Genomic DNA, 22,242 nt, shown 5'->3' with positions numbered 1-22,242 from the left:
TGCATGGCTATCGATTTTTTCTGGCGCATCCCCACGCATGGCGAACCGAGTTCGCACCGCGCCCGCACGCCGTTTCGCGGCGACTGGTTTCCCGGCAATGACAACCTGCGCCAGGCCGGCCTCGGCGGCGGCGGTGCCGACGGCTTTACTTACATCGACTACCTGGCGGAAATCGCCCGCGCGGCAGAATTGTCCGGCTTCCAGGGCGGTTTGATTCCATCCTTCCCCATGACGGACGAACCGTGGGCCATTTCCGCGCTGCTGGCGCGCGAAACGAGCACTTTCCGCTTCATGATCCCGTTCCAGCCCGGCTTCCTGAATCCCGTGGTGGCTGCGCGCATGACGGCCAGCCTGCAGCGGGCCACGGGCGGGCGGGCCCTGTACAACGTGATCACGGGCGGCGGCGGTCCGGCGCAGCTGTGGTGGGGCGATTCGGCCGGCCACGACGACCGCTACACGCGCACGACGGAATTTCTCGACGTGGTGCGCGGCGTGTGGCGCGGCGGGCCGTTTTCCTACCAGGGCAAGTTTTACCAGGTGGAGGATGCGGGCCTGGCCACGCCGCTGTCGGAGCAGGATTTCCCCGAGATTTATTTTTCCGGTTCCTCCGACGCGGCCTTGGGTTCCGCGTCCAAGCATGCCGATTACTACCTGACGTGGCTGGAGCCGTTCGAGCAGCTGCGCGAGAAATTCGCCCGCGTGCATGAAAAGACGGCGCTTCTGGGACGCAAGATCAAGTGCGCCGTGCGCGTCGACATCGTCGCCCGCGCCACGGAAGAAGAAGCGTGGGACGAAGTGCGCAAGGGTTTCGAGGCCGTCGATGCGGCCACCCTGCGCCAGTTCCTCGGTGCCGATGGCGGCGATTCCGTGGGCGCGGCGCGCCAGCGGGGCAACCGCCCGACGACCCTGAACAGCTACAAGGACTTGATCACGGCGCCGAATATCTGGTCCGGCTTCAACCTGCTGCGCGGCGGCCAGACGCAGGGCATCGTCGGCAGCTACCAGCAAGTGGCCGAACGCCTCGACGAACTGGTGCAGCTGGGCGCCGACGCCTTCATCCTGGCCAGCACGCCGCACCTGGAAGAAGCGTACCGCGTGGGCGAGGAAGTGCTGCCCCTCGTGCGTGGCCACACGGCGGCACTGCTGCGCGCCGCCTGAGTATCCCCTGTTGCCGCGACAGCAGCGCCACCGCCTGCTGTCGCGCAGGCAGCACGCGGCGGCGCCGCTGCTGCCAAATCAACAGCACTATCATGGCGATAGTCTTCCTTTGAAATCAATCACTTAACGACGATTTTGCTGCGCTGCGGCAGCGGGCATGCCCCTTGCAATACAGGTCATCACCATCTCGCGTTTTGACTTTACTCAAGGATAATCACCCATGCGCCGTTCGACTGCCCCCGCCGCCTTTTCCTCTTTCCCCTTTCATTTGACGCCAGTGCGCCGCGCGCTGCGCTCGGCCTTCGCCATCGGCGGCCTGATGCTCGTCCATGGCATGGCCCATGCCGAAGCGCCTGCCGCCGAGGTCATCGCCGCAGCCGACGCGAACGGCGCCGGCGAGGGCGCCGCGCTGCAATCGGTGACGGTGACGGCACAAAAACGCGAAGAATCCGCGCAAAAGGTGCCCAGCGCGATCACGGTCCTGGGCGGCAAGGAGCTGCTCGACACGGGCATCGGCCGCTCGGCCAGCGAAATCCTCAATTACGTGCCGAACGCCTCGGCCGGCACGCAGCAGCATGGCCGCCCGCGCTGGTGGATACGCGGCGTCGGTGCGGGCCAGCAGCAGATCGACTTCCCGAATCCCGTCGGCTTTTACCTCGACGACGTCTACATCAGCAATTCCAGCGCCACGGGTTTTCCCCTGTTCGACCTGGACCGGGTGGAAGTGCTGCGCGGCCCGCAAGGCACCCTGTGGGGCAAGAACACGACGGGCGGCGCCATCAACGTGATTTCGCGCAAACCGTCGTTCAAGTCCAGCGGCTACGCCAAGGTCGATTACAGCAGCTACGACACCAAGCTGGCCGAAGGGGCCATCGGCGGCGCGCTGGTCGACGAGGTGCTGGCGGGGCGCTTGTCCTTCCACACGGAGCAGCAGGACAAGGGCCGCTTCCACAACCAGTTTACGGGCGAACGCGATGGAAAGCTCAAGGACAGCGCCGTCCGCGGCCAGCTCAAGGCCCTGATCGGACGCGATTTGACGGCCAATCTGAACCTGCATTATCGCGACTACACGACCAAGGGCGCCACCACCACCGTGGCCAGCTATGGCGCGAATGGCGTGTACCGCAATGGCTACATCCCCAGCACGAATCCCGATGACGTGAGCACGAATGCGCCGGCCGACAGCGACGTGAAACAGGGCGGCGCGCAGCTGAACCTGGAATACGCGCTGGGCGAGCTGACCCTGACGTCGATCACCGGCTATGAAAACTTCCGCAACGAGGCGACGGGCGACAGCGACAACACGCCGCTGGAAGTGGGCCGCAGCCGCTCGAAGGCCAGCAGCCGCCAGGTATCGCAGGAGCTGCGCCTGACGTCGCCGCAAAACGGCGCCGTGAGCTGGGTGGCGGGCCTGTTCTACTTCAATGAAAAGATCGATTCCGATTCGGCTGGCGCGCGCCTGCCCAACGGCACCGTGCCGGCGCTGGCGGGCAGCACCCAGCCCGTCGGCTACAACCGCACCGTCTACCTGCACAAGGCGCGCAGCGCGGCCATCTTCGGCAGCACGACCGTCAACTTCAGCGAGCAGTTCCTGTCCACCTTCGGCTTGCGCTGGACGACGGAAACCAAGGACCTCGATTTGCGCCGCGTGCAGGCCGCATCGAACACGGTGACGTTTGGCGATGCATCGAACTGGTGGAACACGGTCAAGGGCGGCAATTACGCGGCCGCTTCCGTGGCCAACAACAATTTCACGTCGAACCCGTCGACCACGTGGAATGCGCTGACGTATGACGTGACGCCCGAATACCGCTTCAGCCGCACCCTGCGCGGCTACCTGAAATACGCGCACGGCATCAAGTCGGGCGGCTACAACACGAGCGCCACGGACGTGCGCGCCCTGAACACGGTCAAGCCGGAAACCCTGAATTCCTTCGAGGCGGGCATCAAGTCCGAATGGCTGGACGGGCGCCTGAATTTCAACGCCAACGTCTTCCACTATGACTACAAGAACGTGCAGGTGAATATCACGGGCGTGTACAACGGCGACCCCACGCAAAGCGTCAATTACCTGCAAAACGTGCGCAAGGCCCACGTGAACGGTGCGGAATTCGAGCTCGAGGCGCAGCCGACGGACAACCTGCACCTCAACGCCAATATCGGCCTGCTGCGCACGGAATTCGACGATTTCGCCATCCAGAACAATGGCGGCGACCGCTCCGGCAATGAATTCGTGCGCTCGCCCCACGTGACGGCCTTGCTGGCGGCCGACTACCGCTACCCGCTGGGCAATGGCGCGCAGCTGGTGTTCAGCGGCGACGTGCGCTACACGTCGAAGCAGTACTACTATGTCGACCCGCAAAATGCCGCGCGCGACTTGCTGAACCAGGGCGGCTTCGCGCTGGCCAATGCACGCCTGTCGTACGTGCTCCCTGGCGGCAAGCAGCGCATCACGGCATATGCGAACAACCTGGCCGACAAGGTCTACCGCAACCACACGCTCACCAGCTTCGTGCCGGGCGCCGTGAATGGCGACACCGTCATCATCGGCCAGGGCCGCACGGTGGGGGCATCGTACACGCTGCAGTTCTGAGCCTGACCGCCTGATGTAGAAAGGCCGGCGATTGCGCCGGCCTTGTCGTTTATGGCGCCAGCTTAGGCCGCCACGTGCAGCAACGCGTCGAGGCGCCGCTGCGCCTCTTCCAAAGGCCGGCGGTCGATCCACGCCCCGATATCCACGTCGCGGTCGAGGAAACCGTGCTGCAGCTGGAAATCCTTCTGCTGGCGGAACAGCGCCACTTTTTCCTCTGACAGGTCGGGCGCCAGGGTCAGGTGAAAACCGTCACGGTAGGCTTCGGCCACGGCGTCGGCGCCGGCCCGCGTCTCGCCCTGCAGGATGGCCAGCACGTCGGCCTGGTGGCTGCGGGCCCAGTGCGCGGCGCGCAGGGTTTGCGTCAGGAAGCGCACGACCAGCTCGAAATGCTGCTCCAGCATGGTCTCATGCACGGTGATCGGCCGCGGCGTGCCGTTATTCACGCGGAAGCGCCGGTCGGGCAGGGCGTCGATGTCTATGCCCACTTCCAGCCCCGCCGCGCGGGCCGCCTCGGCCGCCGCCGCGCCTTTTACGTAGACGGCATCGACTTCGCCGCGCAGCAGCGGCGCGATGCCTTGCCACAGTCCCGCGCCGAGATTGGCTTGCGCCGGCGCCTCGCCGCCCACTTCCACCAGCTGCACGTCGTCGAGCGTGAGGCCGGCCGACGCCAGCACGCCCTTGTAGCCGGCCAGGCTCATGCCGCGCGCGATGCTGCGTCCGCGCCGGTTGTCGCGCAAGTCCTCGGCGCGGAAGACGGGCAGCGCCAGACGCTTGCCCTGCAGCTGCGCGGGCGTCGCGATGCCGGAGCCGGGGCGCACGAGGATGGCTTGCCACTCGTCGATCCAGGTCAGACCGATCAGCCGCGTGGGCGCCCCTTGCGCGCGCGCGGGCAGGGCCAGCAGGTTGCCGCCTTCGCGCACGAGCGTGGACAGGCCGTGGTCATAGTGGTGGCGCGCCAGCTCGCCGCCCACTTCCTGCAGGGTCTTTAACGCGATGCCGTCGCGGGCGAATTCCTCGTCCAGCCAGCCCAGTTTGTAGGCCAGGCCCGTGGCCGTGGGCACGGGGCAGCGGGTGAACCAGACGGTATCGGCGGCGGGGGATGGTGCGGTAGTCATGGGATTCCTTCGTGGTGGTGGAAGCCTGGAACCGTGCAGGAAACGTGCCCGCGCCGCTTGCTGGCTGGCCGACAGCGCGTGCGGACGGTGCTGCTGCCGCGCCAGCAGCCGCTGTTGCGCAGGCAGCAGCCATGCACCACTTTCCCGGCGCTGGCGCTGGCACGCGTCTTGCGAAAGTAGAGGCAGGACTGACCCGTATTCCAACCCCAACGAATGGAGCATGACATGACGGACGTGGCACAAGCGGAAGCACAACAAGTACAGGTGCAGGAGTTGACGGCGGCCGAACTGGCCTTCGTGGAGCAGGTGCGCCGCGATGCGCAGATCGCCTTCGACGGCTTGCGCGAGACGGGCAGCCTGACGGCCAATGGCACGGTGGGCTTCGTCGAGCGCACGCCGGGCGGCGACAAGGTGGTGGTGGTCAACGATCCGGGCCCGTTCCGCCGCGGCCAGGCCCTGAAGGCGGCCGTGCTGGCACTGGATGGCACGGTGCTCGTGGGCGACGCGAACAACGGCGGCGCGCGCTACTTAAAACTGTTCCGCGAGCGCCCGGAGGTCACGTCGATCTCGCACGTGCACTCGCCGTCGCTGGGCGCGTGGGCGCAGACGCACCGCACCCTGCCGATCCGCTACGTGCCCGTGCAGCGCTACCAGCTGGTGCGCGAAATTCCCATCTATATCGACCGCCGCCAGCCGGAAGTCGATTTCATCCTCGGTGAAATCGCCCGCAACACGCATGCGACGGCCATCCTGGAAGCGAACGGCGGCGCCACCGTGTGGGGCAAACAGGGCTTGCTGAAGCTGGCCGAGTTCATCTTGCTGCTGGAAGAGGGCGCGAAGATCCAGATCGCGGCCGAAGCCATCGGCGGTTCGCGCGATTTCGGTCCCGGCGTGCTGCTGCAGCAATGGAAGATGAGCAAGCTGATCGACACGGCGCGCGCCTTGTCGCTGCTGCCCGCCACCGACCTGGTGTAACCCTTTCACGAACAGGCCCGCAATGTCATTGAAATTCTTACGTTTGATCTGGCGCAAGGCAGTCGCCACCGCCGTGGCGGTCAGCCTGCTGGCGCCAGCCATCGCTGTGGCGGCCGAGCCGCTGCCGGCCGCCGTGCGCATCGCCGTCGTGGCCCGCACGGCGCCGTCCGGCAAGACCGTGTTTGCCGGTTCCGCCGCCCAGGTGGCATCGACGGGCTGGCTGTCGGCCGAACTGGGCAAGCTGGGCGTGAAGCTGGAATGGGTGCCCGTCACCACCAATTCCGTGGCGACGCAGGTCAATGAAGCGTTTGCCAACCATTCGATCGACCTGGCCCAGTATGGCGACTTGCCGTCGATTATCGCCAATGCCTCGGGCTTGCAGACGCGGCTGATCTTGCCCGGAGGCAGCGCCAACAATACCTATCTGGTGGTGCCGAACGCTTCCACGGCGAAATCGATCCAGGATTTGAAGGGCAAGAAGATCGCCCTGCACCGGGGCCGGCCGTGGGAATACCCATTCGCGCGCCTGCTGGAAGCGAATGGCATGACCTTGCGCGACGTCAAGATCCTCAACCTCAATCCGCAGGCGGGCGCGGCGGCCGTGGCGACGGGCGGCGCCGAGGCTTTCTTCACGCTCAGCGACGCCTTCTTGCTGGAAGATAAAAAGGTGGGCAAGATCATCTGGGCGAGCAAGGCGCCGCCGCAGGATTGGAAGATGCGCGCCGAGCTGTGGGCCGACAGCGGCTTCCTGCAACGCTGGCCGCAGCTGGCCCAGCTGGTGGTGACGGCCTATGTGCGCGAACACCACCGGGCCGCCGGCGCGGGCGGCGAAGAAGAGTATGTGCGCACCGAGGCGGCCGCAGGCCAGGTGGAAAGCGTGGTGCGGCGCGAACTGGCGGGCGACCATACGCCGTGGCAGGCGCGCTGGTCGCCCCTGTTTACGGCCAGCCTGCGCCAGCATTACGTGGGCGAGGCGGCATATGCGAAGAGCGCGGGCTTGATCGGGCGGCCCCTGCAAGTCGACAGCCTGTTCGCGCCCCAGTTCGTCAACACGGCGCTGGCGCAGCTGAAACTGCAAACGTACTGGGCGCCATGACTTCCATCGCCCGCGCCATCGCCTTGCCGCGCCCCCCCGCGCCAGCGCGTGCAGCCTCAGTCCCCTTGCTGCAGCGCTTTATCCGTTCACCCTGGTCCGTGTGGGCGTCGCCGCTGGCCTTGCTGCTGCTGTGGACGGCCGCCACCACCTTCGAGTGGATGCCTGCGCATATTTTGATGTCGCCATGGCAAGTACTGCTGACGGCGCGCGACCTGGCCGAGAGCGGCGAACTGGGCCAGCACCTGGGCATCAGCCTGTTCCGCCTGCTGGCCGGCTTCGGCCTGGGCGCCAGCGGCGGCCTGGCCTTTGGCGTCGTGCTGGGGCTGTCCCCTGGCTTGCGCGCCTATGTCGACCCCACTTTCAATGTCTTGCGCCAGTTGCCGACCGTCGCCTTGATCCCCTTGTTCATCTTGCTGTTCGGCATAGGCGAGAGTTTTAAAGTGTTTATTGTCGCCAAGGCCAGTTTCTTCATCGTCGCGCTGGCCGTGCATGACGCCATCCGCAACTTGTCGCAGCGCTACTTTGAGGTGGCGCAAGTGTATTGCTTCTCGCGCTGGCAGCGCATCCGCCTGATCGTCTTGCCGGCCATCGTGCCGGCCGCGCTGACGGGCATGCGCATCGCCCTGTCGCGCTCGTGGATGGTGCTGGTGGGTGCGGAATTGCTGGCTGCGGACAGCGGCCTGGGCCAGATGATGGAAATGGGCCGGCAAATGTTCCGCCTCGACGTGGTGATGGTCGGCGTGGTGCTGACGGGCGTGATCGGCTTTGGCCTGGACCGGGCCTGCCACGCGCTGGAAGCACGGCTGATGCGCTGGAAGCGTAGCGGCGATGGTAAGGGAGGCGCCGCATGAAACAACGTTTGATCCAGATCATCAAGGGCGCGCTGTTGCCGCTGGCCTTGCTGGGCGCCTGGCAATGGGCGTCCGACCAGGGCGCGGCGGCCGCGTATATCTTTGTTTCCCTGGGCGACCTGGCGCACAGCTTGCGCGATCTGGTGATCACGGGCGAGCTGTGGGTGCACTTGCGCGCCAGCCTGGGGCGTACCCTGGCCGGCTTGTTGCTGGGCGGCAGCGCCGGCATCGTCACGGGCGCGCTGATGGCGCAGTCACCGCTGGCGGACCGATTGATCGGCCCCCTGTTCCACAGCATCCGGCAAGTACCGTTGCTGGGCCTGATTCCCTTGCTGGGCTTGTGGGTGGGCAATGGCGACGGCGCCAAGCTGCTGGTGATCGCCATCGCCGCCTTCTATCCCACCGTGCTCAACACGTATGCGGGCATGCGCCAGGTGGAAGGGCGTTTGCGCGAAGTGGGGCAGGTGCTGACCCTGACGCGCTGGCAGACCTTGCGCCAGATCTTGTTGCCGGGCGCCATGCCGGCCATCGTCACGGGTGTCACGCATGCGCTGGCGTTTGCCTGGCTCGCTTGCCTGGGCGGCGAACTGCTGTTTTCAGCCGGTCCCGGCATGGGTTCATTGCTGCTCAATGGCGAAGTGTCGGGCCGCATGGATGTTGTCTTGCTTGCCGTGCTCGTGATCGCCTTGCTGGCGCAGGCGATGAACGTGGCGTTTGCGCGCCTCGCGCGCCTGCTGGTGAAGGGGCGCAGCAGTGAGTGAATCCTTGCCATTCCAACCGGACGCGGCTGTCAGCGCCCGTGAAGGCGAGCTGCGTGCCTTCTTGCTGCGCTTTATCGGCTTGACCCTGCTGTCGGGCGTGACCATCGGCATGAACAAGGTACTGGCCACCTTGTTGGGGCTGCATTTGCACGTGAGCAACTTCCAGCTGGCCGCGATCAGCAGCGCGGAAACCCTGGCCATGGCGCTGGGCACCATTCCTGCCGGCTACATCTTGTCGCGCGGCAATCCGAAGCATCTGTACGCCGGTGTCAGCCTGAGCCTGGCGCTGGCCTTTTGCGTGCTGCCGTGGCTGCCCGGCTGGCAATGGGTGGCCTTGCTGATGTTTTTGGTGGGCTTGTGCATTTCCCTGCGCATCGTGGCCATGAGCACCGTGTTTCTCGTGCGCTTGCCGGAACTGGGGCAGGGCAAGGCGGGCTGGTACAAGGGGACGTTGATACTCGGCATGCAGTTCCTCGGACCCCTGTGCGGCAATTACCTGATCGCGCAACTGGGACTGAAGGCGGGATTTTTGATCTCGGCCCTGATGTTCGCCATCCTGGCCGTGCTGGGCTGGCAAGTGTTGCCTGACAATACGGCGCCGCGCAAGCAGGCCGGGCACTCCACGCTGCCGGGCGCGGCCAGCCTGCGCGAACTGCTGCGCCTGCCCATCGTGCGCGTGACTTATCTGTTTGAAATCCTCGCCAGCTTCACGGCGTCCAGCGTGGGCGTGTTTTCCATCTTGCTGGCCATCCGCGTGCTGCACTGGCCTGCGCACCACTCCGTCTGGCTGATGGCCGTGCAGGGACTCAGCTGCGTGCTCGTGCTGCTGTTCCTGGGTCGCTTCGTGCTGGCCAGCCGCTACCGCGAGCAACTGTATGGCGGCGCCCACCTGGCCATCATGGCGGCCTTGCTGATCCTCGGCCTGTGGCCTTCCAGCATCGCCTACCTGGGCGCCTCCGTGCTGCTGGGGCTGGGCCTGGGCGTGAATAACCTCGTCAATACAGACAATATCGCCCGCGCGCCCGTCGACAAGGCCCGCGTTTCCGCCCACTTGACCCTGTTCGGCATGGTGGGCGGCACGGCCGGCGCGCTGGCGGCGGGCCGCCTGGCCGACTTGACGGGCTTGCGCAATGTGTTCCTGATCTGGCTATTTCCCTGGTTGGCCGCCTGGCTGGTTTTCCACGGCAGCCGCTGGCTGCGCCGGGCGCCGCCCGCCGCCATTCCTTCCCTCGCCCCCACTGCAGAGAGTGCGCCATGAATGATTTTGTTTCCCCATCGGCCTTGTCGCCGCAACAGCAGCACCTGAGCGGCGGCTTGCAAGTACAGCACGTGAGCAAGTCGTTTTCCCTGAAAGGCGCGCCGCTGCCCGTGCTCGACGATATTTCGCTGACCATCGCGCCGGGCGAATTCGTCGCCATCGTGGGCGCGTCCGGTTGCGGTAAATCAACCCTGCTGCGCCTCTTGGCGGGCCTGGACACGGATTACACGGGCTTGCTGCTGCACGATGGCGTGCCCATCCGTGGCACGGATTTGCGCCGGGGCCTCGTGTTCCAGGATCACCGCCTGTTTCCCTGGCTGACGGTGCAGCAAAACGTGGCCGTGGCTTTCAGCAATACCAAGGTGCCGCTGGCCGAGCGGGCCGCCCGCGTGGCGGCGGAAATCACGCGCGTGGGCCTCGATGGCTATGCGGATGCCTATCCGCATCAATTGTCGGGCGGCATGTCGCAGCGGGCGGCGATTGCCCGCGCCCTCGTGGGACGGCCCGACGTGCTGCTGCTGGACGAACCGCTGGGCGCGCTCGACGCGCTGACCCGCTTGCGCCTGCAGCAGGAGCTGCGCCGCCTGTGGCAGGACGAGGGCATCACCATGGTGATGGTCACGCATGACATCGATGAAGCCGTCTACCTGGCCGACCGCATCGTCGTGCTCGACGCGCGTCCCGGCAAGGTGCGCCGCGTGCAGGACGTGCCGCTGGCCCATCCGCGCCAGCGGGGTTCGGCCGGCTTTGTCGCCATCCGCGACGGCTTGCATGCGGATTTCAGCGACCTCGACGAATCGCACGCGCCCGTGGCGCGGGAAGAACACCCCAGCAGCTCGTGGGATGGCAATGAATGGGCGCGCAGGATGGCGCTGTAGTTTTTTTGATATCCATCAACCTGGAGATACAAGATGAGCAATAGCAACGCACTCGACACCCTGTGGTACACGCGCTGCCCCGTCCCCACGGGCCTGGGGATAGCCCTGCAGCAAGGCTGGCTGGAAGAAGCCTTGCGCGCCGACGGCACCAGCTTGCGCTCGCTGCGCGAGTCGGACCAGGAAGCCGTGCGCGAATCGCATTTCGACCATACCCTGCAGAACTCCGTGCGTCACGGCGGCAATATCCCCGCCCTGTGGGCGCGCGCGGCGGGGCGCGACACGCGCGTGATCGGCCTGTCGTGGTCGGACGAGACGCAGCTGATATTGACCTTGCCCGGCAGCGGCATCCAGACGGTGCGCGACTTGAAGGGCCGGCGCTTCGGCTTGCCATTGTGGAGCAAGGCGCAGATCGACTTTGCGCGCGCGCAAGCCTTGCGGGGGCTGGAAAATGCGCTGAGCCTGGAAGGGCTGGCCGTGGCGGACGTGGAACTGGTCGATTATGTGGTCAACACGGGCCAGAGCGAGGCGGCGCCGGAAAAGGGCGCGGCAACAAACCTGTTCAGCGGCGCCCGGCGCGGCGGGCAAAGCCCTGAATTGCTGGGCCTCTTGCGGGGCGAGGTGGACGCCATCTTCCTGAAAGGCGCCTCAGCCGCGCAGCTGGCGCAGCAGTTCGGCCTGCATACGGTGATCGACACGGGCAGCCACCCGGAACCCTTGATCCGCGCCAACAACGGCACGCCGCGCACCCTGAGCGTGGATGCGCACTTGCTGGACAACCATTTTGCTTCCGCCGTCACCCTGGTCGACCAGGTGCTGCGGGCCGAAGCGTGGGCGCGCGGCCATGCGGACGAGACGCGGCGCTTCATGGCACGCGAATCGAATGCCAGCGAGCACTGGGTGCAAGTGGCTTACGGCAAGGATGCGCATCTGCGCCTGGACACGGACCTGGCGGAAACGTCGATCGCGGGCTTGCAGGATTTCAGCGATTTCCTGTTCCGCTGGAACTTCCTGCCCAGCAAGGTCGACGTGCGCGCGTGGATCGACCCCCGTCCTTTCGAAGCGGCGCTGGCGCACGCGCGCCGGGCGGCTTGAGCGGGAAGTACGTCAACAGTGGCCATGCTTGATGATGAGGAGAATGCGATGCGGCGACGCACGGTGATGGGCGGGCTGGCGCTGCTGCCCCTGGCGGGACAGGCAGTGTCGGCGGCGAAGGCGGGGGCGCCGCCGGCGGCCCTGCGCATCGCCTCGACGGGTTTTGCAGAGAATGGCAAGGCGGAACTGGGCGGCATCGCCTACCGGGTGCAGCAGGAAGGCTGGCTGGCGCGCGAACTGAAGCAGCGGGGCGTGCGGCTGGAATGGCTGCCCGTCACGGGCGACACGGGCGCGACGATGAACGAAGCGTTCGCCAGCGGACGCATCGACATGGCCGCGTATGGCGATTTGCCGTCCGTCATCCTTAACGCGGGCGGCGTGCGCACGCAGGTGATCGTGCCTGCGGGGAGGGGGACGGACCAGTTCCTGCTCGTGCCCACCGGTTCGCGCGCCACGTCGCTGGCCGAGCTGAAAGGCAAGCGCATCAGCGTGCACCGGGGCCGGCCGTGGGAACTGGGCTTGCGCCAGCTGATCGCCGACCAGCGCATGTCGCCCACGGATTTTCGCCTGATTAATATGGACCTCAAACCGGGCACGGCTGCGCTGGCCACGGGCGCCGTCGACGCCTTGTTCATGATCAATGGCTATCCGCTGGAAGACAAGGGCATCGGCCGCATCATCTGGTCCAGCAAGGGCTTACCCGAGCGTAAAATGCGCGCGGAACTGTGGGCGCGGCGTGATTTTACGCAAGCCCATCCCGACATCGCGGAACTGGTGGCCACGGCCTGGCTGCGGGCCCAGCACTGGGCGGCGCTCGACGGCAACCGCGAAGCCGTCATCAAGGATGGCACGCGCAACGGCACGCCCGACAGCGTGGTGCGGCGCAGCTACGACGATCCGGGCTTGCAGTGGAAGGAGCGCTGGTCGCCCCTGTACGACGACGCCGTGTACCGCCATTACCGCCGGGTGCTGGCGTTTGCACAGGAACAAAAGCTGATCCGGCAACCGTTGACGGCGGAAGAATTGCTGGAACCGCGCTTCGTCGCGGCCGGCTTGAAAAAGCTGGGTCTGGCCAATTACTGGGAACCGGCCAAGGTGTAGCGTCAGCGCGGGACGCGGCTCAATGGGGCAGGCATACGCGTCCCGCCACGTTGATCACGTCGTCGCCCGCATGTGCGCGCAGTTGCAGTAGCATCAGGGCCACGCCCAGCATCAGCGCGGCTGCGCAGAGTTTCTTGTGCATCGTCTTTTCCGTTTTTATGCTCGATGGAGCTTGGTTGTCATATTTACAGCCATATTATTGCCGAAATTCATGTGTGCGGGCTGAGCTTGTGCCAGGCGTGCTTTACAATTATGCATCTTGCGCATCCGCGCCATCTGAATGCTATGCATAGTATGTGAAGGGAATGACAAGCCTGTGACTTCCAAGCCGATCAAGATCGCCGCCACCGTTGTCGTGGCACTCGCCGCTGGGGCCGGTATTTATACGTACACCCGTCCCGCCGCCACTGCCACGCCGGGCGCTCCCGCCGCGGGCAATCCGGCCGCCGCACCCCAATCGACCGTCGACACGGCCGCCGTGGCCGCCCAATTCCGCGATTTGCTGGGCAATTTCCGCAAGATTATCGTGCTGCTGGCCGACGAGCAAAGTCTGCCCGAAGGCGCGCGCGACGAAGCCCGCAAAGTGGGGCAGGCGCTGTTCCATGAAAACCAGGAACGCATCGCCAAGCTCGATGCGGCGCTCGACCAGCTGACGGCGCCCACCAATCCGGGCCGCTTCGAGGCGCTCGACAGTTTATTGACCTATATCGAATCCGATCCCGGCCTGTACGACGCGGACCGCCTGGCGTTCCGCGAACTGCTGCAAAGCATGCTGGCCGACGTGGCCAAGGATTCGTCCTTGCCGGCGATCAAGCTGCACAAGCGCATCTCGGAAGACCTCGACGCGCTGGGCGAGATCGAGCGCAACTACGAGAAGGAAATCCGGCAAATCTTCGGCAACCTGGGCCAGCGCGCCATCGAACTCAAGCGTGAACGGTGGGACGATTACGTGGCGCAGCTGAAAAAACTCTACAGCCGCGAACAGATTCTCAAGGAAAACGGCATCGTCGTGCCCTATGCAACACCACCGGCTGGCTCCGTGCCCGAAGCCAAGCCCGCACCCAAGAAGGACGAAGCGGAAATCTTCGGCCTCGGCTTGCCGAAGAAAACCATCGTGCTGACCTTTGACGACGGCCCGCACCGCCGCTACACGGAAGAAATCAGCGCCATCCTGAAACAGTATGGCGTGCCGGCCGTGTTCTTCAACGTGGGCCGCAACCTCGGATCGCTCGACGCGGAAGGCCACGCCAAGCTGGGCGCGGGCGCGGAAGTGAGCCGCAAGCTGATGAAAGAGGGCTATGCCGTGGGCAACCACAGTTTCAGCCACGCACAATTGTCGAAACAGACGGGCGACAAGCTGAAGGGCGAAATCCTCGGCACCGATACGCTGTTGAAGGCCATCAGCCCCGAGCGGGCCGCGCTGTTCCGCTTTCCGTATGGCGCGCGCAACAGCGAAGGCATGGCCGCGCTGGCCGATGCGCACTTGAAATCCGTGATGTGGAATATCGATTCGCTGGACTGGGCCGACCCCGTGCCCAGCTCGATCACCAATCGCGTGCTGGCGTCCGTCGACAAGGCGGGACGGGGCATCGTCCTGTTCCACGACATCCATGAGCGCACGGTGAAAGCCTTGCCGGCCGTGCTCGACAAGCTGATCGCCGAAGGCTATCAATTCGCGGGCTGGGATGGCACGAGCTTCCAGGTCGCGAAACGCACGGCCCCGGCGCCGGAAAAGGTGCCCGTCACCACCGGTTACGCCAATTCCTGGGCCGTGGTGATCGGCATCGACGATTATGCGAAATGGCCGAAATTGCAATATGCGGTGCGCGATGCGCAGGGCATCCGCGAGACGCTGATCGAGAAATTCGCGTTCGCGCCCGAACGTGTCGTGACCCTGAAAAACGGCGAAGCGACGCGCAACAATATCCTGGCCGCCTTCCACGACAAGCTGGCGCATGGCGGCGTGCAAAAGAATGACCGCATCTTCGTCTTCTTCGCCGGCCATGGCGCCACGCGCAAGCTCAGTTCCGGACGCGACCTCGGCTACATCGTGCCCGTCGATTCCGATCCGGCGCAGTTCGCCACGGATGCGATTCCGATGACGGAAATCCAGAATATCGCGGAATCGCTGACGGCCAAGCACGCGTTCTTCGTCATGGATGCCTGCTACAGCGGCCTGGGCCTGACGCGCGGCGCCGGTTCCAGCTCGTTCCTGCGCGACAACGCCAAGCGCATCGGCCGGCAAATGCTGACGGCGGGCGGCGGCGACCAGCTGGTGGCCGACGGCGGACCGAACGGCCACTCCGTGTTCACGTGGACCTTGCTGCAGGGCTTGGCGGGCAAGGGCGACCTGAACGGCGACGGCCTCATCACGGCCACGGAACTGGCGGCTTATGTGGCGCCCGCCGTGTCCAGCGTCTCGAACCAGACGCCCGCGTTCGGCAGCCTGCCCGGCTCGGAAGGGGGCGATTTCGTCTTTGAATTGCCGGGCGAAACGGAATTTCTCAGCCCGAACACGACGCAGCTGTCGACGGAAGCCATTGCCCTGAACAGCAAGCTGGACGCCAAGCCGGCAGCGGCCAGCGTGACGGTGAAGGATTTGCAGGGCGGCGAACAGAAGATCGTCACGCCGGGCGCCGTGCCGTCGTCCACGCGCCAGCTGGCGCAGCGGGCCAACGACCGGGGCTTGCAGCTGTACAAGGAGAAACAGTATGCGGCGGCGGAAGCGCAATTTACGGAAGCGCTGAAATTGCGCCCCGACTTTGCGCTGGCGGCGAACAACCTGGGCTTTGTCTTTTACAAGCAGGAAAAATACCGCGAAGCGGCCCGCTGGTTTGAAAACACGGTCAAGATGGACCCGTCCCGCGCCATTGCCTACCTGAACCTGGGCGACGCGTATGCCAAGGCCGGCGATGCCGCCAAGGCGAAAGCGGCCTATAAAACCTATCTGGAACTGGCGCCGACGGCTTCGACGGCGCCGGCCGTGCGGCAAAAGATGGAAAAGCTGTAAGCGTGTCCGACAGCGTGCCCATCGTCCACGTATTTGCCTGCAACGGGCGCTTTCCCAGCTGGGAAGCGCTGCAGGCTTATCTGGCGCCCACGTACACGGAAGACGGCGATGCCGTGCCGTCGCCATTCTTCCTGGAAACGGGGCTGAGCCAATACGAGCCGGCCTGCTTTGAAAGCGCGCTGCTGGCGTCGCCCGTGCCGCTGGCGCAGCTGCTCGATGGCGCGTCGTATGGCGACAGCTGGCTGGCGCAGGCATGCGCGGATGCGCAGGCGCAGGGCGTGCTGGCCGATGCCAGCGTATGCGTGTTTGCGCCGAATCAGCTGGCGCACCCGCAGCGCAGCTCGCTGCACTACTTGGGCAGTTACCGTTACTGCGTGGAAGATTGAGCGCCATCCCCCCGTTCCTCATGCAATAGCTTGTTGACGCTGGCCAGCAGGCTGGTGCCCGAGGTGGTGATGAAGCGGGCGCCGGCCGCCTCCGCTTCCGTGCCGTAGCTGGCGATCGTATCTTTGCTGCAATACACGATGATGGGCAGTCCGGGCTGGGCTTGCTGCACTTCGCGCACCGTGCGTATGCCCGCATCCTTGATGCGCCGGCGGTTTTCCACCCGCGCCATGTCCGTGATGAGCAGCGCATAGGGCTTTTGTTGCAGCATGGCCAGCGCCTGCCGCGTCGAAACCGCCTGGTCCACCTTGATGTTTTCCCGTTCCAGCTGTTCCACCAGCAAGGTATTGTTGCGCGGATGGTCGTCCAGCCACAGCACCAGGCTGGCGGGTTTTTTCTCCGCCGGCATGCCGGCCAGGGCCGTGACGGCCGCGCCCTCGCACGGCGGATGGGCCAGCAACAGCTGCGTCACGGCTTCCTGCATGTCCTCCAGCGATTTTTGCTGCAAACGGCTCAGTTCCGCCACTTCGATTTCCTTGCCGCTTTGCAGGCGCACGGATTCGTTCTTGACCATGCTGTCGGCCCGCTTGATCATGATGGACAGGTAAATACGCGTGAGCAGGTAGCCGATCAGAAAACCATGCACGGAAAAGAACAGCATGATGCCGCCCACGACGGCCATGGCTGTGGGCGTGTCCGTGTCCAGGCTCGGTGCGATGAAGGCGGCCATGTTGCGCGCGCTGCCGGGCAGGCTTTTGAGTTCGATCAAGCCCACGCCGACGATGATTTTCGTCAGCCAGTCCGACACTTCCACCAGATTCGAATTGATTTCCATGGGCGTGGGCGTGCCCAGGAACAGGGTATTGCTGGCGTTGCCCGTCGCCGCATCGGCCCCGGCGGACGGCGGCTCGTCCGTGGCGCGGTCCTTGCCATTGCTGCGCTCGTCGCGCGGCGCCATGTTGACGGTGCCCGAGGGCAGGGTGCGCGGTATGCCGAACAGGAATCCCAGCAGCATGCCGCTGACGCAAAAGCCCAGGCTCCACAGCAGGGCCGGCACGGCATGGTAATAGGGCGGCAACAGGGCGCCCGCCAGCACGGCGAGCAGCCCCGCCAGCAGGATGAACAGCAGGATATACGGCAGCACGTCGCGCTTGCGCACGTCGGAAGGGGGACTGCTTGCCTTGCCGGTGCTGTCGTTCAGGTTCACGCTCGCTCCTTGAAAAGGCTGAATCCAGGCGCCCATCCGCCGCGTATATAGCCAGCAGGAGCCCGTACTGACATCATAAAAACTGGAGACGCGATGCTATTGAGAAAACGCAAACTGGTGGCAGCTTGTGCACTGGCATTGTTGGGCATGGGGCGCCTAGTGGCGGCGCAAGTTCCGGCCGACGGGGCCACAGGGGCCGAAGCGTCGCGCACCGTGCGCGTGACGGGCCACTATGACAACGCCGTCGGCACGTCGGATGCGGCCAGCCAGGGCGTCATTACCAATGAACTGATCGTCAACCGGCCCGCCTTGCGCACGGGCGAGTTGCTGGAATTCGTGCCGGGACTGATCGTCACCCAGCACAGCGGCGACGGCAAGGCCAACCAGTATTTTTTGCGCGGCTTTAACCTCGACCATGGCACGGATTTTGCCACCTACGTCGACGGCATGCCCGTCAACATGCGCACGCATGCGCATGGGCAAGGCTATTCCGACCTCAATTTCCTCATTCCCGAACTGGTGCAGCGCATCGATTACAAGAAGGGGCCGTATTTCGCCGGCGAAGGCGATTTTTCCTCGGCAGGCAGCGCCCGTATCCGCCTGGCCGACAAATTGCCGCAAGGCCAGGCCAGCGTATCCGTCGGCCAGCACGGCTATGTGCGCGGCGTCGTCGCCGATTCGGCCGCTGCCGGGCCTGGCACCTTGCTGTACGGCCTGGAAGTGAACCGCAACAACGGTCCCTGGGACGTGCCGGAAAACGTGCGCAAATACAGCGGCGTGCTGCGCTACAGCCAGGGCACGCCGGACGACGGCTTCAGCGTGACGGGCATGGCGTACAAGAACAGCTGGAACGCCACGGACCAGGTGCCGCTGCGCGCCGTGGCGTCGGGCCAGATCGGCCGTTTCGGCTCGCTGGCGCCCAGCGACGGCGGCGACACGTCGCGCTACAGCCTGTCGTACGCCATGCGCAAGCGCACGGAGAAGCGGCTATTCGAACTGGATGCCTACCTGATCCGCTCGCAATTGGAGCTGAACAGCGATTTCACCTATTTCCTCGCCAATCCGGCCGCCGGCGACCAGTTCCAGCAAAGCGAGCGGCGCACGGTGGCGGGCGTGAACGCGGCCGAAAGCTGGAGTACGGAGCTGGCGGGACTGCCCATGCGCAACAAGGTTGGCGTGCAGGCGCGCTACGACCGCTTGTCGCCCGTGGGCCTGTACAACACGGTGGAACGGGTACGGCAGAGTACGGTGCGCGAAGACAGCGTGCGCGAGGCCAGCGTCGGCCTGTACGGCGAAAACACGGTGCAATGGCTGCCGTGGCTGCGTTCGGTGGCGGGCCTGCGCTACGACGCCTACCGCTTCAATGTGGCCAGCAGCATAGCCGGCAACAGCGGCGCGGCGAACGACCACGTGGTGTCGCCCAAGCTGTCCCTGATTCTTGGTCCGTGGAGCAAGACGGAATTCTTCGTGAACTATGGCAAAGGTTTTCATAGCAACGATGCACGGGGCACGACGCAGACGCGCCTGCCTGACGGGCAAGCTGCCACGCCCGTGACACCCCTGGTGCCGACGAAAGGCATGGAACTGGGCGCGCGCACGGAATGGCTGCCGGGCCTGCAAAGTTCGCTGGCCCTGTGGCGCCTCGACATCGCGTCGGAATTGCTGTTCGTCGGCGACGCGGGCGAGACGGAAGCGAGCCGCGCCAGCCGCCGCCACGGCATCGAGTGGAACAACCATTATATTGCCGCGCCGTGGCTGCTGTTCGACCTGGACCTGGCCGCTTCGCGCTCGCGCTATACGCAAAACGATCCGGCGGGCAACCACATCCCCGGCGCCATCGACAAGGTGGCTTCGTTCGGCGTGACGGTGACGGACCAGGGCCCGTGGTCGGGCGCTTTTCAATTGCGCTATTTCGGCCCCCGTCCCTTGATCGAGGACAATAGCGTGCGCTCCGCTTCGACTACACTGGCGTATGCGCGCCTGGCGTACCAGCTCAACCGCAAGACGCGGCTGTCGCTCGACGTGTTCAACCTGTTTGACAAGCGCGCCAGCGATATCGATTATTACTATGCGTCGCGCCTGCCTGGCGAGGCGGCGGACGGGGTAAACGACCGGCATTTCCATCCGGTCGAACCCCGTTCCGTACGCCTGACCTTGTCATATGCGTTCTGATAACGGTAGACTGGGGCATGACAGATCATTTAGTAAATACCAGTAAATTTCTTTCCCTCATATTGCGCCACGCCCCCGAAAAAATCGGCCTCGCGCTCGATAGCAACGGCTGGGCCGACATCGGCCAGTTGCTGGCGCAATCGGCCCGGCATGGCCGCCGCCTTTCCCGTGAACAATTGGATGACGTGGTGGCCCGCGACAGCAAGACGCGCTACGCCATCAGCGCAGACGGCTTGCGCATCCGCGCCAACCAGGGCCACTCCCTGGCCGCCGTCGATATCGCTCTGCCGCCCGCCACGCCGCCTGCCATGCTGTACCACGGCACGGCCAGCCGCTTTGTCGAGGCGATTCGTGCCGGCGGCTTGCTGCCGGGATCGCGCAACCACGTGCACCTGTCGTCCAGCCGCGAAACAGCCGTGGCCGTGGGTGGGCGCCATGGCAAGCCCGTCGTGCTGACGGTGGATGCCGCCGCCATGCAGGCGCAGGGCCACGTGTTTTATGTGTCGGCCAATGGCGTGTGGCTGGCGGATGCCGTGCCGGTAGCCTTTATCACTTTTCCCTGAGGGTCGGCCGGACTGCGGCTTCCACGCCCGAGTAGGCCAGCACAGCATCGGGCAGCCTTGCCCCTCGCACCCGGATGGCGGCCACGGCCTGGTTCAATTCCGCCACTTCCGCAGGTGTAAACCGCACCTCCGCCGCGCCGATATTGTCGAACAGGTGCGCCATCTGCGTGGTGCCGGGAATGGGCACGATCCATGGCCGTTGCGCCAGCAGCCAGGCCAGGGCGATCTGCGCCGGTGTCACCTGCTTGCGCGTGGCCCAGCTATTCACCAGGGCCACCAGCGCCAGGTTGTGCGGCAGGTTTTCCGGTGAAAAACGCGATTCGAGCTGGCGGATGTCGCCGTCGGCAAAGCGGGTCTTCGCGTCGATGGCGCCCGCCAGGAAGCCCACGCCCAGCGGGCTCCACGGCACAAAGCCGATGCCCAGTTCCTCGCACAGGACCAGCACGCCATCTTCCGGCCCCCGCCACAGCATCGAGTATTCGCTTTGCACGGCCGAAACGGGCAGGGCGGCATGAGCGCGCCGCAGCGTTGATAATCCCATCTCGGACAAGCCCCAATGCAGCACTTTTCCTTCCCGCATCAGGTCTTGCACGGCGCCGGCCACGTCCTCGATCGGCACTTGCGGGTCCACCCGGTGCTGGTACAGCAAGTCGATGCGGTCCGTGCGCAGGCGTTGCAGCATGCCTTCGACGGCCAGCTTGATGTGCGCGGGGCGGCTGTTCAAGCCCGGACGGCGCTGGCCCGTCTGCAAGTCGATGTCCCAGCCGAATTTGGAAGCGATGACGATGTCGTTGCGAAACGGCGCCACGCCTACGCCCAGTATCCGCTCCACCTCGTGCGGTCCGTACGCCTCGGCCGCGTCAAACAAGGTGACACCCCGTTCGTAGGCCGTGCGGATGACTTGATGCATTTCGGGACGGCTGGGGATCGTCGTCTGGTAGGTGCGGCTCATGTTTTGCACGCCCAGGCCCAGGCTCGATACTTCCAGCTTGCCCAGCTTGCGGCGGTTCGCCACCGTTGCCTGCACCGTCCGGCCCTGCGCCTGGCCGATCAACGGCGCGGCGGCCAGGCCGCCCGCCGCCAGCAGGAAGCCGCGACGGTCCGTGGGCGTGTCGTGTTTGCTTGTCATGAAGCTATCCCTTCAGATATCGAGCTTGCGTGCCGCCATCCACTGGACGATGGCCGGGTCGCGGTGCGAAAAGAAGCTGCTGCTGCCCGTTTCCAGGGGGGCGATGGCGGCCATGTCCGCTTCGTCCAGGTCGAAATCGTCAATTTCCAGGTTTTCCGCCATGCGCTCGCGGCGCACGGTCTTGGCCAGCACGGCGATACCCCGGTGTGTCAGCCAGCGCAGCACCACCTGGCCGACGGACTTGCCGTGCTTGGCGGCGATGCCCAGCAGCAATTCATTGTGGAACAGGTTGTTGCGGCCCTCGGCGAATGGCGCCCACGCCTGCGGCTGCACGCCGTGCTCGAGCATGAAGGCCACGCTGTCCGCCTGCTGGAGGAAGGGGTTGATCTCGATCTGGTTGACGGCGGGCGCGATATCGTTGAAGGCGATGAGGTCCATCAAGCGGTCTACATGAAAATTGCTCACGCCGATGGCGCGCAGCTTGCCGCTGCGATACGCATCCTGCATGGCGCGCCAGGAACCGTGCACGTCGCCGAACGGCTGGTGGATCAGGAACAAGTCCAGGTAATCGAGCTGCAGACGCTGCAGCGACTGCTCGATGGCTAGTGCCGTGCGCTCGTAGCCCGTGTCCTGCACCCACAGCTTGCTGGTGACGAACAGCTCCTCGCGCGCGATGCCGCTGCGGGCGATGCCCTGGCCGACGGCCGCTTCGTTCAGGTAGGAAGCGGCCGTGTCGATCAAGCGGTAGCCGGCGGCGATGGCGTCGATGACGCTGCGCTCGCATTCGGCGGGGTCGGGAATCTGGAAGACGCCGTAGCCGGCGACGGGCATGGTGATGCCGTTATTCAGGGTGACGCGGTTCATCGCAAGCTCCTTCAGTCATTAACAGGAGCTACTGT

At 65.2% G+C, this 22,242-nt stretch carries 19 protein-coding genes; 14 read left to right on the top strand and 5 right to left on the bottom strand.

Features of this window, described 5'->3' with window-relative positions; all coding sequences use genetic code 11:
- The first annotated feature begins 3 nt into the window (after nucleotides 1–3).
- Both O3299_RS08300 and O3299_RS08295 read left to right on the top strand, forming a co-directional pair.
- Nucleotides 4–1,158, top strand: a complete 1,155-nt coding sequence (locus O3299_RS08300) for an LLM class flavin-dependent oxidoreductase (protein ID WP_099667790.1) — start codon at nucleotides 4–6, stop codon at nucleotides 1,156–1,158.
- Between the two features lie 220 nt (nucleotides 1,159–1,378).
- On the top strand, nucleotides 1,379–3,751 hold the full coding sequence (locus tag O3299_RS08295) for a TonB-dependent receptor (protein ID WP_305062032.1): 2,373 nt from the start codon (nucleotides 1,379–1,381) through the stop codon (nucleotides 3,749–3,751).
- Nucleotides 3,752–3,813: 62 nt separating this feature from the next.
- Here O3299_RS08295 and O3299_RS08290 read toward each other — a convergent pair whose 3' ends face one another.
- Nucleotides 3,814–4,866 (bottom strand): ABC transporter substrate-binding protein, encoded by a 1,053-nt coding sequence (locus O3299_RS08290; protein ID WP_305062031.1) that lies wholly within the window; start codon nucleotides 4,864–4,866, stop codon nucleotides 3,814–3,816.
- A gap of 225 nt (nucleotides 4,867–5,091) precedes the next feature.
- Between O3299_RS08290 and O3299_RS08285 the strand changes: the two genes are divergently transcribed.
- The 8 genes from O3299_RS08285 to O3299_RS08250 are packed head-to-tail and all read left to right on the top strand — an operon-like array spanning nucleotide 5,092 to nucleotide 12,878.
- A complete protein-coding gene (locus tag O3299_RS08285) occupies nucleotides 5,092–5,841 on the top strand; it encodes a class II aldolase/adducin family protein (RefSeq protein WP_099388611.1) in 750 nt (249 codons plus the stop codon).
- A 22-nt stretch (nucleotides 5,842–5,863) separates the two neighbouring features.
- On the top strand, nucleotides 5,864–6,937 hold the full coding sequence (locus tag O3299_RS08280) for a PhnD/SsuA/transferrin family substrate-binding protein (protein WP_305062030.1): 1,074 nt from the start codon (nucleotides 5,864–5,866) through the stop codon (nucleotides 6,935–6,937).
- Nucleotides 6,934–7,788 carry an ABC transporter permease gene (locus O3299_RS08275; protein ID WP_305062029.1) on the top strand — a complete coding sequence of 285 codons (855 nt, stop codon included), beginning with the start codon at nucleotides 6,934–6,936 and terminating at the stop codon, nucleotides 7,786–7,788. Before O3299_RS08280 ends, O3299_RS08275 begins: the two co-directional genes overlap by 4 nt.
- On the top strand, nucleotides 7,785–8,549 hold the full coding sequence (locus O3299_RS08270; RefSeq protein ID WP_305062028.1) for an ABC transporter permease: 765 nt from the start codon (nucleotides 7,785–7,787) through the stop codon (nucleotides 8,547–8,549). The genes O3299_RS08275 and O3299_RS08270 overlap by 4 nt, the downstream gene beginning before the upstream one ends.
- Nucleotides 8,542–9,807 (top strand): MFS transporter, encoded by a 1,266-nt coding sequence (locus O3299_RS08265; protein WP_305062027.1) that lies wholly within the window; start codon nucleotides 8,542–8,544, stop codon nucleotides 9,805–9,807. Before O3299_RS08270 ends, O3299_RS08265 begins: the two co-directional genes overlap by 8 nt.
- Nucleotides 9,804–10,685, top strand: coding sequence for an ABC transporter ATP-binding protein (locus tag O3299_RS08260; RefSeq protein WP_305062026.1), 882 nt, complete (start codon nucleotides 9,804–9,806; stop codon nucleotides 10,683–10,685). The genes O3299_RS08265 and O3299_RS08260 overlap by 4 nt, the downstream gene beginning before the upstream one ends.
- Nucleotides 10,686–10,718: 33 nt before the next feature.
- Complete coding sequence (locus O3299_RS08255; protein ID WP_305062025.1) at nucleotides 10,719–11,777, top strand: ABC transporter substrate-binding protein; 1,059 nt, start codon at nucleotides 10,719–10,721, stop codon at nucleotides 11,775–11,777.
- A gap of 48 nt (nucleotides 11,778–11,825) precedes the next feature.
- Nucleotides 11,826–12,878 carry an ABC transporter substrate-binding protein gene (locus tag O3299_RS08250; RefSeq protein WP_180278778.1) on the top strand — a complete coding sequence of 351 codons (1,053 nt, stop codon included), beginning with the start codon at nucleotides 11,826–11,828 and terminating at the stop codon, nucleotides 12,876–12,878.
- 19 nt (nucleotides 12,879–12,897) lie between these two features.
- Here the strand turns inward: O3299_RS08250 and O3299_RS08245 are convergent, their stop codons facing one another.
- Nucleotides 12,898–13,020, bottom strand: coding sequence for a hypothetical protein (locus O3299_RS08245; protein WP_255206395.1), 123 nt, complete (start codon nucleotides 13,018–13,020; stop codon nucleotides 12,898–12,900).
- Between the two features lie 174 nt (nucleotides 13,021–13,194).
- Between O3299_RS08245 and O3299_RS08240 the strand changes: the two genes are divergently transcribed.
- A complete protein-coding gene (locus tag O3299_RS08240) occupies nucleotides 13,195–15,888 on the top strand; it encodes a polysaccharide deacetylase family protein (protein WP_305062024.1) in 2,694 nt (897 codons plus the stop codon).
- A 2-nt stretch (nucleotides 15,889–15,890) separates the two neighbouring features.
- On the top strand, nucleotides 15,891–16,274 hold the full coding sequence (locus O3299_RS08235) for an immunity 22 family protein (protein WP_305062023.1): 384 nt from the start codon (nucleotides 15,891–15,893) through the stop codon (nucleotides 16,272–16,274).
- Here the strand turns inward: O3299_RS08235 and O3299_RS08230 are convergent.
- Complete coding sequence (locus O3299_RS08230) at nucleotides 16,256–17,479, bottom strand: response regulator (protein ID WP_305062022.1); 1,224 nt, start codon at nucleotides 17,477–17,479, stop codon at nucleotides 16,256–16,258. The two genes, O3299_RS08235 and O3299_RS08230, sit on opposite strands and share 19 nt — an antisense overlap.
- Before the next feature lie 93 nt (nucleotides 17,480–17,572).
- On the opposite strand from O3299_RS08230, the gene O3299_RS08225 reads away from it, so the two are divergent.
- Nucleotides 17,573–19,651, top strand: a complete 2,079-nt coding sequence (locus tag O3299_RS08225) for a TonB-dependent receptor (RefSeq protein ID WP_305062021.1) — start codon at nucleotides 17,573–17,575, stop codon at nucleotides 19,649–19,651.
- 17 nt (nucleotides 19,652–19,668) lie between these two features.
- Entirely contained in the window at nucleotides 19,669–20,214 is a 546-nt protein-coding gene (locus O3299_RS08220) for an RNA 2'-phosphotransferase (protein ID WP_305062020.1), read from the top strand.
- On the opposite strand, the gene O3299_RS08215 is transcribed toward O3299_RS08220, so the two are convergent.
- Nucleotides 20,201–21,343, bottom strand: a complete 1,143-nt coding sequence (locus O3299_RS08215) for an aldo/keto reductase (RefSeq protein ID WP_305062019.1) — start codon at nucleotides 21,341–21,343, stop codon at nucleotides 20,201–20,203. The two genes, O3299_RS08220 and O3299_RS08215, sit on opposite strands and share 14 nt — an antisense overlap.
- A gap of 12 nt (nucleotides 21,344–21,355) precedes the next feature.
- A complete protein-coding gene (locus tag O3299_RS08210) occupies nucleotides 21,356–22,207 on the bottom strand; it encodes an aldo/keto reductase (protein ID WP_305062018.1) in 852 nt (283 codons plus the stop codon).
- Nucleotides 22,208–22,242 lie beyond the last annotated feature (35 nt).

It is taken from the genome of Janthinobacterium sp. SUN176, from assembly GCF_030587335.1.
Classification (GTDB): domain Bacteria; phylum Pseudomonadota; class Gammaproteobacteria; order Burkholderiales; family Burkholderiaceae_D; genus Janthinobacterium; species Janthinobacterium kumbetense.
Note: the sequence above shows the minus strand (reverse complement) of the source record. Positions and strands in the feature narration are given on the sequence as shown.

Excerpts from the sequence above, each read along its gene's own strand:
- O3299_RS08245 (WP_255206395.1), bottom strand. The coding sequence starts at position 13,020 with ATGCACAAGAAACTCTGCGCAGCCGCGCTGATGCTGGGCGTGGCCCTG.
- O3299_RS08255 (WP_305062025.1), top strand. The coding sequence starts at position 10,719 with ATGAGCAATAGCAACGCACTCGACACCCTGTGGTACACGCGCTGCCCC.
- O3299_RS08295 (WP_305062032.1), top strand. The coding sequence starts at position 1,379 with ATGCGCCGTTCGACTGCCCCCGCCGCCTTTTCCTCTTTCCCCTTTCAT.
- O3299_RS08215 (WP_305062019.1), bottom strand. The coding sequence starts at position 21,343 with ATGACAAGCAAACACGACACGCCCACGGACCGTCGCGGCTTCCTGCTG.
- O3299_RS08300 (WP_099667790.1), top strand. The coding sequence starts at position 4 with ATGGCTATCGATTTTTTCTGGCGCATCCCCACGCATGGCGAACCGAGT.
- O3299_RS08290 (WP_305062031.1), bottom strand. The coding sequence starts at position 4,866 with ATGACTACCGCACCATCCCCCGCCGCCGATACCGTCTGGTTCACCCGC.
- O3299_RS08280 (WP_305062030.1), top strand. The coding sequence starts at position 5,864 with ATGTCATTGAAATTCTTACGTTTGATCTGGCGCAAGGCAGTCGCCACC.
- O3299_RS08250 (WP_180278778.1), top strand. The coding sequence starts at position 11,826 with ATGCGGCGACGCACGGTGATGGGCGGGCTGGCGCTGCTGCCCCTGGCG.
- O3299_RS08260 (WP_305062026.1), top strand. The coding sequence starts at position 9,804 with ATGAATGATTTTGTTTCCCCATCGGCCTTGTCGCCGCAACAGCAGCAC.
- O3299_RS08220 (WP_305062020.1), top strand. The coding sequence starts at position 19,669 with ATGACAGATCATTTAGTAAATACCAGTAAATTTCTTTCCCTCATATTG.
- O3299_RS08285 (WP_099388611.1), top strand. The coding sequence starts at position 5,092 with ATGACGGACGTGGCACAAGCGGAAGCACAACAAGTACAGGTGCAGGAG.
- O3299_RS08225 (WP_305062021.1), top strand. The coding sequence starts at position 17,573 with ATGCTATTGAGAAAACGCAAACTGGTGGCAGCTTGTGCACTGGCATTG.
- O3299_RS08210 (WP_305062018.1), bottom strand. The coding sequence starts at position 22,207 with ATGAACCGCGTCACCCTGAATAACGGCATCACCATGCCCGTCGCCGGC.
- O3299_RS08275 (WP_305062029.1), top strand. The coding sequence starts at position 6,934 with ATGACTTCCATCGCCCGCGCCATCGCCTTGCCGCGCCCCCCCGCGCCA.
- O3299_RS08270 (WP_305062028.1), top strand. The coding sequence starts at position 7,785 with ATGAAACAACGTTTGATCCAGATCATCAAGGGCGCGCTGTTGCCGCTG.